The organism is Nocardia sp. NPDC050175 (assembly GCF_044459885.1).
Lineage (GTDB): Bacteria > Actinomycetota > Actinomycetes > Mycobacteriales > Mycobacteriaceae > Nocardia.
On record NZ_JBITJI010000001.1, the window covers coordinates 1,038,596 to 1,051,652 of the forward strand.

The following is a 13,057-nucleotide window of genomic DNA, read 5'->3' on the forward strand; positions in this document are numbered from 1 at the left end:
AGCCATGCGCGGACGGCGGGGACCACAGGGAAGGACGATCCCCAGTTGTCCCCAGTTGGGCGTCAGCGGTCTCGAACCTGCTTGGCGGTGTCGCCTGGGCGGCGTCTGCGGTCTGCCGGGCCGGGCAGCGGGTGGGCGGCATTGGGTAGCCCGAGTGCGTGCGAGGCATCATGGGCGGCGGCGATGAGCAATGGCGCGCAGGTTCGGACCTTCGCGCGGTCGAGATCGAACGCCAGCGCCGACACGCTGATGCCGCCGATCGGCACGCCGTGGTGATCGAGCACCGCGGCGCCGAGGCATCGGGTTTGCGTCTCGTTCTCCTCGTCGTCGACGGCGTAGCCGCGGGCAGCCACCGCGCCGACATGCGCGATCAGCAGGTCGGGGTCGGTGATCGTGCGCGGTGTCATGGCGGTGAGCGGGATCCGGGTGAGCAACTCTCGTAACTCCGCGCGGGACAGTCCTGCCAGCACCGCCTTGCCGATTGCGGTGCAGTGCAACGGGATCGACAAACCGACCCGCGAGCGCATCGCGTACGCGCGGTCGCCCTCCAGCTTGTCGACATAGATGGCCTCGTCGCCGGAACGCAACGCGAAGTGCACGGTGTGCCCGGTGGCCGCGCAGAGCCGCTGCAGGATGGGCCGCACCAGGTGCGTGATGCCTGCGGTCTGTCCGGCCAGCGACAGCAGGCGCACGCCGGGCAGATAGCGGTGGTCCGGGTCGATGCGGACCCAGCCGACGGCGGCCAGCTCCTGCAGGATCCGATGCACCGTCGAGGTGGAAAGCCCGGTGCTCCTGCTGATTTCGGTGACTCCCCGGCAGCTCGGCAGCGCCTCGAGCACGAGCACCACCTTGGCGACCGCACTCGGCGAGGAGTCGGGGTTCACCGGGCCAGCCATCCCCCGTCGACCACCAGAACGTGGCCGTGCACGTAGGCCGCGGCGGGCGAGCAGAGGAAGACGATGGCGCCGGTGATGTCCGCGGGCTCGGCCCAGCGGCCGATCGGAATGCGTTCGGTGATGGCGTGATTGCGGGCCGCGTCGGCGCGCAGTGCCGCGGTGTTGGCGGTGGCGACGTAGCCGGGGGCGACCGCGTTGACGCCAACGCCGAGCCCCGCCCATTCGGTGGACAGGGCTTTCGTCAGTCCCACGACCGCGTGTTTGCTTGCGGCATATGAGCCGACATTGACACCGGCCTGAAAGGACAGCAGCGACGCGATATTCACGATCCGTCCCGCGCCGCGTTCGAGCATCGGCGCCCCGAGGCAGCGGGCCAGCAGGAACGCGGCATCGAGATTCACGTCGAGCACCCGTCGCCAGTCGGCGAGCGACACCGTGGTCGCCGGGCCGCGGCTGATGATGCCCGCGTTGTTCACCAGCAGATCGATACGGTGTTCGGCGGCAACGGAAGTCGCGACGGCCTCGACCGCCGCCGGATCGGCGAGGTCGGCTCCAACGGTGACACATTCGCGACCCAGCGCCTCGATCTCGGCGGCCACGGTTGCCAAGCCGTCTCGGTCGCGACCCCACAGCACGAGGTCGGCGCCGGCAGTGGCCAACGCGAGCGCGGCGGCCCGGCCGATGCCGGTGCGCGCGCCGGTGACGAGCGCGCGCTGTCCGTCCAAACGGAACGGGTCGGTCACGAAAGCGACTCCGTCGCAACCAGATCCATATCGTTGTAGGCGAGGTTCTCGCCTGCGGTCGACCAGACGAACCGGTAGGGCGCGGTGCCCGCGCCGGTGTGCACCGACCACGGCGGGCTGATCACCGCCTGCCGGTCGGCGACGATGATGCTGCGGGTGCGGGTGGGTTCGCCGCACAGGTGCACGACGCGTTCGGCCGGGTCGAGGCCGAAGTACAGATAGATTTCGGTGCGCCGGTCGTGGGTGTGGCAGGGCATGGTGTTCCATACGCTGCCCGGCTCGAGTGTCGTGATACCAAGGGCCAGTTCGCAGGAATGAGCGCCGTCCTCGTGCACGTATTTGCGGAGCGTCCGCTCACTTGCCTTGTGCGCCTCGCCGATCCGCACGCTGTCGGCGGATTCGCGGGTGATCAAGGTCGTGGGGTGCGCCAGATGCGCTGGGGCGGAGACGATGTAGAAGACCGCGTCGCCCGCCACCGTCACGCGCCGGGTGCCCTGACCGACGTAGACGATGTCCTCGGCAGACACCGAATGGGTCTGCTCATCGGCGTGCACGGAACCTGTTCCGTCCAGACACACAATGCCGAGTTCGCGTCGGTCACAAAGGTTTTCGGCGCGCAGCTCCGCGGGCGGGGTAAGCTCGAGCTCCGCACCGTCGGGCATGGCACCGCCGATCAGCAGCCGGTCCTGCTGGGACAGCGTGAACCGAACCTCGCCGGTGGCAAACAGATTCGTGACCAGAAATCGTTCCCGCAGTTCCTCCGGCGAGAGCCTTGCCATTTCCCCTGGGCTGGTCGCGTAACGGACGTCGGTCATGGCGCCACCTCATCTTTCCCGTCTGACGGAAAGTGCTTTCCCGCACAGAGAAAGCCGGAGGAGTATCCCGTACGAAGCAAGACCGTGGCAAGGGAGCCGCCCCCGCAAGGAGCAGCGGTGCGATGAACAACGCCATCCCAGAGTTCGCCACGAGCGACCGGACAGTGCACAGCCTTGACCGGAACGGATATGTGCGAGATTGGCTCAGCACGGCGGCCTTCGCGACACCGTGCACGGATCTGCACGAGGTACTCGAACCGGACGGCAGCCCGTGGGGCCCAGACGGCCGATGGATGCTCACCAACGGTCCCGACGTGGCACCGTTGAAACAGATTCTCTACCAACACCATCCGCTTGCCACCGATCCACTGCTGCCCGCAGTGCAGGAGAGCTGGCGGTTTGCGTGGCAGGTGACACCCGGTGATGCGCGGCAAGCCGAGTGGGAGCGCAGGTACACCGGCGCGGACGGGCTGCTCGACTGGAGCGAGTTCTGTTTCACGCCGGAATATCGGCAGGCGGTCGCCGCGACGGTGTTCGAAGTCGACCAGGCCGAGTATCGCACGTTCGAGGTGGGCTGCACGGGTCCGATTGCCGTCTTCGTAGACGGCGAATTGGCCTTGCTGACAACAGAATTCACCTATATGGAGCCGCACCGGATGCAGCTGCGGTTGCGGTTGTGCTCCGGGCTGACCGCTGTGCACCTCGTCACCTGGCAAGTCGCGTTCCGGGAATGCAGGCACGTCGCCTGCCTGCGGGTGTCGGGACTGCCGGTCCGCGTCGTGATCCCGGTGCCCGGTGCGGACGAATCCCGTTCGGCGGCGGCCGAATCCATGCTCGACGCGGTCGGACTCACTCCGTGGGCGAGTACCGATGGCACCGTCACGCTCACAGGTCCGGCGGGTGGGCGATACCTGGTCTCGGCAGACGGAAACGCTGCGACCCCAGTAGTACTCACAGACGGGACCGCTCGCTTTACATTACCGGGCGAGCTCACCGACACAGCCGACGCCACGGCCTCCATGCTGCACACGGGTGAGACGGTGCTGATCGTCCGCGTCGACGACCCGGCCGCGCCGGTGGTCCGCCAGTTGCGCGCAGCACGGGTACCTGCCGTATACCGCGCACATCCCGTTGGCGACCCGGCAATCTGGCAGGGCGAGCTGCTGCACCATGTCGCAAACGGCGTCCCCGGCGTGGCTCGCGCCCTCGCCAGGCATACCGTCGACCCGACCACAAGGCTCCCCGACGACGATCTCGCGCCCGCACTGCAGATGATCGAATCCCGCTCCGACTGTGCCGATTTCGAGGCGGTCGGATTGGTCCACCTGTGGCGGCGACTCGGCGACGACGCATGGTCACCGGCACAGCGCGACCGGGTTCGAGACGCGCTGCTCGGCTTCAAGTACTGGATCGACCAGCCCGGCCTGGACGCCATGTGCTACTTCACCGAGAACCACCAGTTCGTCTGGCACACGGCCGAAACACTTATCGGCGAACTGTTTCCAGACGATCGATTCGCCAACACCGGTTGGACCGGTTGTGTCCACGCCGACCACGGGCAGCACCTCGCCGAGGAGTGGATGCGACACAAGATCGCGGGTGGTTTCAGCGAATTCGATTCCAACGCCTATCTGGCTATCGATTCGCTCGCCCTGATCTCTTGGATCGAATTCGCCCACAACGATGCCCTGCGGCAGCTCGCCGAGGCCCTGCTGGACAAGGCGCTGCTCACCCTCGCAGGCAACTCGTGGCACGGCATTCACGGCGCAGCACACGGACGCTCCTACGTACCGACGCTGCGATCGTCGCGATTCGAGGAAACCGCGCCGATCATGTGGACCCTATGGGGCGCAGGCTCATTGAACACAGCGGTCCTGCCCGCCACCGCGCTCGCGACCGCGACGCACTACCGTCTGCCCGAGCTCATCCGAGCCGTCGCCACCGACCTGCCCGAGGAATGGGATGGTCGGCAGGTCTACTCCGGCAAGTACCGCCCGCACCACGATCTGCTGGACCGACCGTACCGATCCGATCTACGGGTATGGCGAACACCGGATGCGATGCTGTCCAGCGTTCAGGACTACCGCTCCGGACTACCCGGATTGCAGGAGCACATCTGGGGCGCAACACTCGGCCCGGAGGTGCAGGTGTTCGCGACGCATCCCGCCGCGGACAGCACCTCGTCGTCGGCCCGCCCCAATGCCTGGGCGGGACAACGGATCTTGCCGAGGGCACACCAGCACCGCGACACCGTACTAGTGCTGCACCGAATTCCGGAGCCCGACTGGTTCGGTTCGACGCACTTGTGGTTCCCCACACCGCATATGGACGAATGGGCGGCCCACGGTTCCTGGCTGGCCGGTCGCGTCGGCGACGGTTATGTCGCGGTCGCCACCACCGGTGGTTTCCGTCCCCGCACTACGGGCGACGAGTGCGGCCAGACCTGGCTACCCGCGGGTGACGGCCTGGCCTACGTCGCGACGGTCGGCCGGGCGGCGACCGATGCGACCTTCGCCGACTTCGTATCCGCCCTCACCGAACCGGTTTTCACGCCCGACTCGGTGTCGTGGCACACCAGCGACGGACGCACTCTCGCCTTGTCGTGGCCCGGCGCGTTCACCGTAAACGGCAGTGCGGCAATCGATTCAGCCGACGGTCGACCGACCGACCCACCGCACCTGGACAACCCGGCCGTGCACGTTCCCTTCGGCGCCGACCGGCTGACGGCCACCTGGCGCGGCCACCGGCTCGTCCTCGATCTCGCCCAAGGCCGCCGGATCGAACCGCCGAGCGCCGTACCCACCGCGCCGGAAGACCACCATGTCGGCTGACGATCTCACCTCCGCACAGCACGCCGCTCCCCCGCTCCCACCGATCACCGACCTGTCCCTCGCCGCCTTGATCGTGACCGGCGAGCGCCTGATGACCCGCACCTGGCAGACCGGCCTGCCGTCCTGGTTCTGGGGCGAAGGCGTCTGCCTACTCGGCATGCTCCGCTACACCCAGGCCAGACACCTCCCGATACCGGCGGAGGTCGTCACTTGGCTGCGCCGACAACACTCGGCGGGCATCAGCGTCACCCACGTCAACAACCTCGCCCCCGGCACCGCCGCCCTGATCGCCGCCACCGACCATCCCGACCTCGCGGCCACCGCGGACCAACTCGCACAGTGGTTCCATGAACCGTCCTCGACCACCCGCGCGGCCAACGGCGCACTCGAACACTGGCCCGACGGAGTCTGGGCCGACACCACATTCATGGCCGGAGTCTTCCTCGGCCATCTCGGCGAATACCGCCGCGACCCCGACCTGGTCGCCGCCTTCGGCAACCAGCTCATCGCCCACGCCGAAATACTGCAGCACCCGGACACCGGACTCTTCGCACACGGTTCGCACCGCGGACAAACAATCTGGAACTACTGGGGACGCGGCAACGCCTGGTGCGCGCTCAGCGCGGTCGAGTTCCTCGAACTGGCCGCACGCGGCAACGTCTCCGTCGACAACGACCAGCTCAACCGGATCATCGACCTGCTGACCCGGCAACTGTCCGCCCTGGCGGCACGGCAACCCGAACACGGCGTCTGGAGCGTGCTCGTCGACGAACAACCCGAAAACGCAGGCATCCTCGAACCATCGGCCGCCGCAGGCCTCGGCGCAGCCATGCTGCGCGCCGCAGCGGTACTCGCGGACTGCCCGCCCGAGATCGCGCCCGCGGGCTGGCGCGCGGTGGCAGGCGCACTCGGCTACGTCGACCCCACCGGCACCCTCACCAGGGTCAGCGCCGGAACCGTGCTGCAACTCGTCCCCTTCGGCTACAGCGTCATCCGAAACGACCGCATTCAACCCTGGGGTCAGGGACTCGCGTTGCACGCGGTGGCCGCCGCCCTACAGGCCATCGAACAGGGCCTGAGTCCGCGTTGAGCCGCCCGCGCGAGCGCATTTCGGACACGAAACCAGCACTTCGCGATACGTTTGACCTTCAGGCACCTGGGAAGTCGATCGGGAGAACCGAGACGGACACCGAACAGCCTTCGACCGTCGTCGGGACATCACGACCGGCTCGCCGCAGGGCGCTCCTTACCGCTGGTAGAAGAGGAGAGACATGTCTGATCCGAACTACACCACCGATGACGCCGGAATCCCGGTGCCCAGTGACGAACATTCGCTGACGGTCGGCGCCGACGGCCCGATTCTGCTCAATGACGCATACCTGATCGAGAAGATGGCGGCGTTCAACCGGGAACGGGTGCCCGAGCGGCAGCCGCACGCCAAAGGCGGCGGCGCGTTCGGCACCTTCGAGGTCACCAACGATGTCAGCGCCTACACCAGGGCCGATGTCTTCCAGCCCGGCAAGAAAACCGAAGTGCTCGCCCGCTTCTCCACCGTGGCGGGCGAGCGCGGCAGCCCGGACACCTGGCGGGATCCGCGCGGGTTCGCCCTGAAGTTCTATACCGAACAGGGCAACTTCGACATGGTCGGCAACAACACCCCGGTGTTCTTCGTGCGGGATCCGATGAAGTTCCAGGATTTCATCCGCTCGCAGAAGCGCCGCGCCGACAACAATCTGCGCGATCACGATATGCAGTGGGATTTCTGGACGCTGTCACCGGAATCCGCGCACCAGGTCACCTGGTTGATGGGCGATCGCGGCATTCCGCGCACCTGGCGGCACATGAACGGCTACTCCAGTCATACCTACCTCTGGTACAACGCCGCGGGCGAAAGGTTCTGGGTCAAATACCATTTCAAGTGCGATCAGGGCGTCGAGTTCTTCACTCAGGACGAGGGCGACCAGATGGCCTCGATGGACACCGATTACCACACCCGCGACCTGTGGGAGGCGATCGACGGCGGCGACTTCCCGAGCTGGACGCTGCACATGCAGATCATGCCGTTCGAGGACGCGAAGACCTACCGGTACAACCCCTTTGACCTCACCAAGGTCTGGCCGCACGGCGACTATCCGCTCATCGAGGTCGGCAAGATGACCTTGAATCGGAATCCGGCCGACTATCACACCGAGATCGAACAGGCCGCGTTCGAACCGAGCAGCTCGGTGCCGGGCACCGGCCCGAGTCCGGACAAGATGTTGCTCGGCCGGTGGTTCTCCTACCCGGACGCGCATCGCTACCGGATCGGCGTCAATTACAAAGAGCTGCCGGTCAATTCGGCCCATGCGACGACGGTGCGGTCGTATTCGAAGGATGGCGCGATGCGCCACCACAACCCGGGCGATCCGGTGTACGTGCCGAATTCGAAGGGCGGCCCGCACGCCGACGCCACCGTCTCCGGCCCGGTCGTCGGCTGGCATACCGACGGCGAAATGGTCCGCACCGCTTACACATTGCGCAAGGACGACGACGACTGGGGCCAGGCGGGCACCATGGTCCGCGAGGTGCTCGACGACGCGGCCCGGGATCGATTGGTGGACAACATCGTCGGGCATCTGCTCAACGGCGTCACACCGCCGGTACTGGGCCGCGCGTTCGAGTACTGGCGCAACGTCGACAAGGGACTCGGCGACCGCATCGAGGCGGGCGTGCAGGCCAAGAAGGACGAGCTCGATCCCAAGGCCGCGAAGCAGGCGAATCCCGCCCGCTCCTCGGCCCAAGACAAAGCCTGACAATTCCGGCAACGGCAGGGCGCGCCACGGTGCGCCCTGCCGTTGCCCTGTTTGAGCGCGAATTCGCGGGGTAGCTCGGGGGCCATGACTGCGAGAACGACGCATCGCGCCCAGGGGCCGCGTTCGGAGCGGGACACAGCATGGCTCGAGTCGCTACTCTGCGCGCTCGTCACCGCCGGGGTAGTGATCATCAACTCGGTCGGCGCGGCCGCGACGGCGACCCTCGGCATCGTCTCGGCACTGGTCCTGGTGCTATGACACGGTAGGCTCCGCCCCTCGCGTGAGCGGCCCGTGTTCACCACGTCGCATGGTCATGTTCACATCGTGTTTACGATGTCCGAATGCTTATTCACGACGAACCGGGTAGCCAGCCTCCACCCGCAGAGCAAACGGGTGCTGCGCGGCTCCAGGAACGTCGCGTTCGACCGTCGATGGTCTGGTGCGGTATCGCCGCCGCGGTGCTCGTGCTGGTGGCCGGTGAACTCATGGCCGCGCACATTCACGCACTCGGCCCGCTGACGAGCCTGTTCCGCGACTATGTCGGCAGGCCGAAGTCGGCGACCACCTCGTGGGCGGGCTTCCTGCTCGCGCTGGTCGGCGTCACCACCCGCGTCCGGGTGACCGCGCTGGCGGCGGCGATCGCCATCGACCTGATCTTCGTGGTGATCCGGGCGGTCGAGGGCAGGCTGTTCACCGTCGGCAACGGTCCGACCATCGTGCTGACCGCGCTCGCGGTGATCGCCGCTTGGCGTTGGTCCGGCGAGCGACGCCGAACCGCGCTGCGCGCCATCGCATTCGGTGCACTGCTGATCCTCGCGACGAAGATCGGCGAGATCTGGCTGGACGTGACCGCGTGGGCCTGCCCGACGGTTCTCGATCCGTACGCCGAGCTCGCCGACCACGCGCTAGGCAATCCGTCCTGGTTCATCGGACATCTGCTCGACGTGGCGGGGCCGGTGCCGTTCGGCCTGGTGCGCTGGGTGTATTTCGAGCTCCCGGTCGCGGCGATCGTCGTCGCCGTCTGGCAGTTGCGCGGCGTGACCAGCGGCCGCTGGCCCCGGCACCACCTGGTGCGCACCTTCCTGACGCTCGGCCTGATCGGCCCGCTCTTCTACGTGGTCTTCCCGGTGGTCGGCCCGATTCTCGCCTTCGGACCGCAGGGACACGGCATGGAACTCGCCGACGTCTGGCCGAGTATCGTTCCGCCGCTGCCGTTCTCCGTCGAACCGATGCCCTTCGACGGCATCACCCCGCGCAACTGCATGCCGTCGCTGCACACGGCCTGGGCGCTGTCGCTGTTCATCCACTCCCGCCGCGGGCCGCTGTGGCTGCGCATCGGTGGCGCGTTCTGGCTGGTCTGCACCCTCATCGCGACGCTCGGTCTCGGCGCGCACTACGGCGTCGACCTGGTCGCGGGTGCCGCGCTGTGCCTGACCGTGGAATCCGCACTGCGCGACCCGGACCGGGGCTGGGATCACTACCGCATCCGCGTGGTCGCCCTGGGCATCGTCACCTTCGCGACGACCCTCCTGTCCGTCCGCTACCTCGCTCCGACGATGGCCGACCACCCCTTCGTGTCCGGGCTCGGCCTCCTCGGCCTGCTCGCCGCCCTGGCGATCCTGTTCTATCTGACCTGGTTCGCCCCGACTCGCCCGCAGAAAACCGCGGCGCCGGACGCCGAACGCATCCCCCTCGACGAACGGATTGCCCGCTGACGAGTTCGTTTCGGAGACTGGACGAACCGAAGGTGCGATGCTCAGATCCTCAGGAGCAACAGAGGATCAACGATGAAGCAGCTCTCCGGCCTCGACGCCGCGTTCTTGTCGCTCGAAACCCACAACTCCACCGGGCATGTCGGCGGATTGTGCGTGCTCGACCCGAGCGAATCACCGACTGTGCTCGACCTTGCTGCACTGACAACGCTGGTCGGCGAGCGAGTGCCACTGATCCCGCTGCTGCATCAGCGATTGACGTACGTCCCGCTCGGACTCGACCAGCCCTATTGGATCGATGACGAGAACTTCGACATCGAATATCACGTCCGTGAGATCTCGCTGCCCACACCGGGTTCGGACGCGCAACTGACCGAGCAGGTCAGCAGGCTGCACGCGCGGCCGCTCGATCGGCGCAGGCCGCTCTGGGAGGCGTATCTGATCTCCGGGCTCGCCGGTGGGCGACTCGCGGTCTATACGAAGATGCATCACGCGGCGATCGACGGCGTCTCCGGGGCGGAACTGATGACGATCCTGCTCGACCTGACGCCGGAGGGCCGACTACTAACTCTCCCATCGACTTTCCCCGCGGAGCCGAAGCCGAGCAGGCGCACGATGCTCACCCGCGCGGCAGTGTCCCTGGCGAGCAGGCCATTACAGGCCGCACGGATCGCCGGCGACCTCGGGCGTTCGCTGCCACTCGTCGGCAGCTACCTGACGCCCTATGTCGGCGCGATACTCGGCCGCGAACACGACGACGGCGACGTGATCGCCAGCGCGGTCGGGCTCGCGCCGAAGACACCGTTCAACCGCGAGATCACCCCGCACCGCCGGTTCGCCTTCCGCAGTGTCGATCTCGACGAGGCGAAGGCGGTCAAGAACGTCTTCGGGATGTCGGTCAACGACGTCGTGATGGCCATGTCCGCGGGAGCGTTGCGGCAGTGGCTGATCGATCACGACGCGTTGCCCGCCGTCCCGCTCGTCTCGATGATCCCGGTCTCGGTGCGCGACGAGGGCAGTAGATCCAAGCTGGGCAACAAGGTTTCGGCGATGCTGGCATCCCTGCCGACCCATCTCGACGATCCCGTAGCGCGCCTCACCGCCGTGCACCGGGCCACCAAGATCGCCAAGGCACAGCAGGCGGCGATCCCGCCGGGACTCATCGAGAACGTCACCGACTTCGCGCCGCCCGCGCTGGTGGCCCGCGCGGCCCGCGTCGCCTTCGCGATGGGCCTGCCACATCGGATCCCGCCGTTCAATCTGGTGATCTCCAATGTGCCGGGCCCGAACGTCGACGTCTACCTCGGCGGCGCGAAAATGGTTGCCAATTACCCCCTTTCGGTCGTGATGGACGGCCAAGGCTTGAACATCACCGTCAGCAGCTCCGGCGGCCGCCTGCACTTCGGCCTGCTCGGTTGCCGCGAACTGGTCCCCGACATCGACGTCATCGCCGGCTATCTCGTCACCGAGTTGGACGAATTGCTCCGCGCGGCAAAGCAATACGCCGAGCCGAGCCGACTCTCAGAGCGCGGAGAGTTCGGCGACAAGGTCGTCGAGGCCGAGTGAGCCTTGCGACAGGGCGGCCATGTGCCAGGCCTTCAGGTCGAACGCTTCGCCGTGTGCCGCGGCCGCGGCGGCCCGGCCACGCAGCCAGGCACGTTCGCCGAGCTTGTAGCCGATCGCCTGGCCCGGCCAGCCGAGGTAGCGGATGAGCTCGCTGTCGAGGTGTTCCGGCGGTAATCCGCAGTAGCTGGCGAAGAATTCGCGGGCGTTGTCCGGCCGCATGGGCTCGCCGGGCCGGTACGGGGAATCGGGTGGATAGTCGAGGCCGACGTGCAGGCCGATGTCGAGGATCACCCGGAGTACCCGCAGAATTTGGGCGTTGAGGTAGCCGAGGCGGTGGCCGGGATCGGTGAGGTAGCCGAGTTCGTCCATCAGCCGCTCGGCGTACAGCGCCCAGCCCTCCAGGTTGGCGCTCACGCCGCCGAGGGTGACCTGATAGACGGATAGTTGGTCGGCGAGGTGGATCCACTGGGCGATCTGGAGGTGATGGCCGGGGACGCCCTCGTGATACCAGGTGGAAACCAAGCTCCACACCGGAATTCGGTTCGGGTCGAGGATGGGCAGCCAGGTGCGGCCCGGTCGGGTGAAGTCCAGCGAGGGCTCGGTGTAGTAGGGGGCGGCCGCGCTCCCCGGCGGTGCGATCATCGACTCGACCTTCAGCAGCGGCTCGGCGAGATCGAAATGGGTGCCCTGCAGATCTTTGATGGCTCGGTCCATCAGGTTCTGTAGGTAGCGGCGGGCGCTGTCCGCGTCGTCGAGTGCCGGGCCGTCTTGTTCCAGCCACCGCATGGCCTCGATCGGCGTCGCGCCTGGCCGCACCTTGTCTGCTTCGGCGCGCATCTGGGCGTCGACCTCGCGCAACTGCTCCCACGCCCAGTTGTACGCCTCGTCGAGGTCGAGTTCGGCACCGCTCCAATAGCGGGCGAAACGCTGGTAGCGCTCTCGACCCACCGTGTCGGGAACGTCGATTGCCTTCGGGCCGTAGACATCTCGCAGCCAGTCGCGTAGTTCCGCCACGGCGGCCGTTGCGGCGACGGCGGCCGAATCCAGTTCGGGGCGCAGCGATTCCGGGCCGACGGCAACGAAATCGCCGAACCAGCCGCCCGGATTGTCGCCCGCGACCCACTCGTCGAGTTGCTGTGCCACGGCACTCACTTGCAGAGGCCCGGCCAACAGACCACGGTCGATGCCAACGGCCAGCGTGGACCGGTACTGGTCCAGCGCGACCGGCACCCGGTTCAGTCGGCGGCCGATGGCCTGCCACTGCGCCTCGGTGTCGGTGGGTAGCAGGGTGAACAGGTCACGGACGCCATGCACCGGCGAGTTGATGTTGCGAAGCGCGCGGAAATGTTCGCCTGCGTCGTGCACCGCCAGTTCGGCGGTGAGACGCTCGCGCAGCAGTGTGGCGCAGCGGCGGTCGGCCGCGTCCGGGAAGCCATCGGCGGGCGTCGCGGCGTCGAGCTCGGCAAGTGTGGCACGGGCACAGGCGGCATGTGCTTCGAGTCCGGCCGGGGACAGGTCGGGAAGTCGGTCATCGTCGGGGTTGCGCCCGAGCATCACCGCGATCAGCGGATCGAGCTCGGTGAGCGCGTCGACATAGGCGTCGGCGATGTCGCGCGCGCTACGCACAGGAGTCGAATCTGTTGTGGTCTCATCCATCTCGTCGACTCTGCTGGAAATCGGCATCCCTGACAAGGCCATTTGC

Annotated in this window: 10 protein-coding genes; 6 read left to right on the top strand and 4 right to left on the bottom strand. The window is 67.2% G+C overall.

The features are described 5' to 3' along the window. Positions 1 to 62 precede the first annotated feature (62 nt). From ACIBK2_RS04725 to kduI, 3 genes are read right to left on the bottom strand one after another with little or no spacing between them, the layout of a single operon-like run. A complete protein-coding gene (locus ACIBK2_RS04725) occupies positions 63 to 896 on the bottom strand; it encodes an IclR family transcriptional regulator (protein ID WP_396963661.1) in 834 nt (277 codons plus the stop codon). Continuing rightward, positions 881 to 1,639: an SDR family oxidoreductase gene (locus ACIBK2_RS04730; protein ID WP_396963663.1), complete on the bottom strand. Its 759-nt coding sequence runs from the start codon at positions 1,637 to 1,639 to the stop codon at positions 881 to 883. Before ACIBK2_RS04730 ends, ACIBK2_RS04725 begins: the two co-directional genes overlap by 16 nt. Then, complete coding sequence (gene kduI / locus ACIBK2_RS04735; protein WP_396963665.1) at positions 1,636 to 2,454, bottom strand: 5-dehydro-4-deoxy-D-glucuronate isomerase; 819 nt, start codon at positions 2,452 to 2,454, stop codon at positions 1,636 to 1,638. Before kduI ends, ACIBK2_RS04730 begins: the two co-directional genes overlap by 4 nt. Before the next feature lie 122 nt (positions 2,455 to 2,576). Between kduI and ACIBK2_RS04740 the strand changes: the two genes are divergently transcribed. The 6 genes from ACIBK2_RS04740 (at position 2,577) to ACIBK2_RS04765 (ending at position 11,355) form a co-directional block, all read left to right on the top strand. Next, a complete protein-coding gene (locus tag ACIBK2_RS04740; RefSeq protein WP_396963667.1) occupies positions 2,577 to 5,285 on the top strand; it encodes a hypothetical protein in 2,709 nt (902 codons plus the stop codon). Then, positions 5,275 to 6,375 carry a glycoside hydrolase family 88 protein gene (locus ACIBK2_RS04745; protein ID WP_396963669.1) on the top strand — a complete coding sequence of 367 codons (1,101 nt, stop codon included), beginning with the start codon at positions 5,275 to 5,277 and terminating at the stop codon, positions 6,373 to 6,375. Before ACIBK2_RS04740 ends, ACIBK2_RS04745 begins: the two co-directional genes overlap by 11 nt. A 181-nt stretch (positions 6,376 to 6,556) precedes the next feature. Beyond that, positions 6,557 to 8,077, top strand: coding sequence for a catalase (locus tag ACIBK2_RS04750; protein WP_396963671.1), 1,521 nt, complete (start codon positions 6,557 to 6,559; stop codon positions 8,075 to 8,077). A gap of 84 nt (positions 8,078 to 8,161) precedes the next feature. Beyond that, positions 8,162 to 8,335 (top strand): hypothetical protein, encoded by a 174-nt coding sequence (locus ACIBK2_RS04755; protein WP_396963673.1) that lies wholly within the window; start codon positions 8,162 to 8,164, stop codon positions 8,333 to 8,335. A gap of 83 nt (positions 8,336 to 8,418) precedes the next feature. Further along, entirely contained in the window at positions 8,419 to 9,792 is a 1,374-nt protein-coding gene (locus ACIBK2_RS04760) for a DUF5933 domain-containing protein (RefSeq protein WP_396963675.1), read from the top strand. A gap of 72 nt (positions 9,793 to 9,864) precedes the next feature. Beyond that, positions 9,865 to 11,355 (top strand): wax ester/triacylglycerol synthase family O-acyltransferase, encoded by a 1,491-nt coding sequence (locus ACIBK2_RS04765; RefSeq protein ID WP_396963677.1) that lies wholly within the window; start codon positions 9,865 to 9,867, stop codon positions 11,353 to 11,355. On the opposite strand, the gene ACIBK2_RS04770 is transcribed toward ACIBK2_RS04765, so the two are convergent. Further along, entirely contained in the window at positions 11,311 to 13,011 is a 1,701-nt protein-coding gene (locus tag ACIBK2_RS04770) for a DUF885 domain-containing protein (RefSeq protein WP_396963679.1), read from the bottom strand. The genes ACIBK2_RS04765 and ACIBK2_RS04770 overlap by 45 nt on opposite strands. Positions 13,012 to 13,057 lie beyond the last annotated feature (46 nt).

What these genes read in the sequence shown, in the direction of transcription:
- ACIBK2_RS04725 (WP_396963661.1), bottom strand. Translation starts at nt 896, where the DNA reads ATGGCTGGCCCGGTGAACCCCGACTCCTCGCCGAGTGCGGTCGCCAAG.
- kduI (WP_396963665.1), bottom strand. Translation starts at nt 2,454, where the DNA reads ATGACCGACGTCCGTTACGCGACCAGCCCAGGGGAAATGGCAAGGCTC.
- ACIBK2_RS04740 (WP_396963667.1), top strand. Translation starts at nt 2,577, where the DNA reads ATGAACAACGCCATCCCAGAGTTCGCCACGAGCGACCGGACAGTGCAC.
- ACIBK2_RS04745 (WP_396963669.1), top strand. Translation starts at nt 5,275, where the DNA reads ATGTCGGCTGACGATCTCACCTCCGCACAGCACGCCGCTCCCCCGCTC.
- ACIBK2_RS04750 (WP_396963671.1), top strand. Translation starts at nt 6,557, where the DNA reads ATGTCTGATCCGAACTACACCACCGATGACGCCGGAATCCCGGTGCCC.
- ACIBK2_RS04755 (WP_396963673.1), top strand. Translation starts at nt 8,162, where the DNA reads ATGACTGCGAGAACGACGCATCGCGCCCAGGGGCCGCGTTCGGAGCGG.
- ACIBK2_RS04760 (WP_396963675.1), top strand. Translation starts at nt 8,419, where the DNA reads ATGCTTATTCACGACGAACCGGGTAGCCAGCCTCCACCCGCAGAGCAA.
- ACIBK2_RS04765 (WP_396963677.1), top strand. Translation starts at nt 9,865, where the DNA reads ATGAAGCAGCTCTCCGGCCTCGACGCCGCGTTCTTGTCGCTCGAAACC.
- ACIBK2_RS04770 (WP_396963679.1), bottom strand. Translation starts at nt 13,011, where the DNA reads ATGGATGAGACCACAACAGATTCGACTCCTGTGCGTAGCGCGCGCGAC.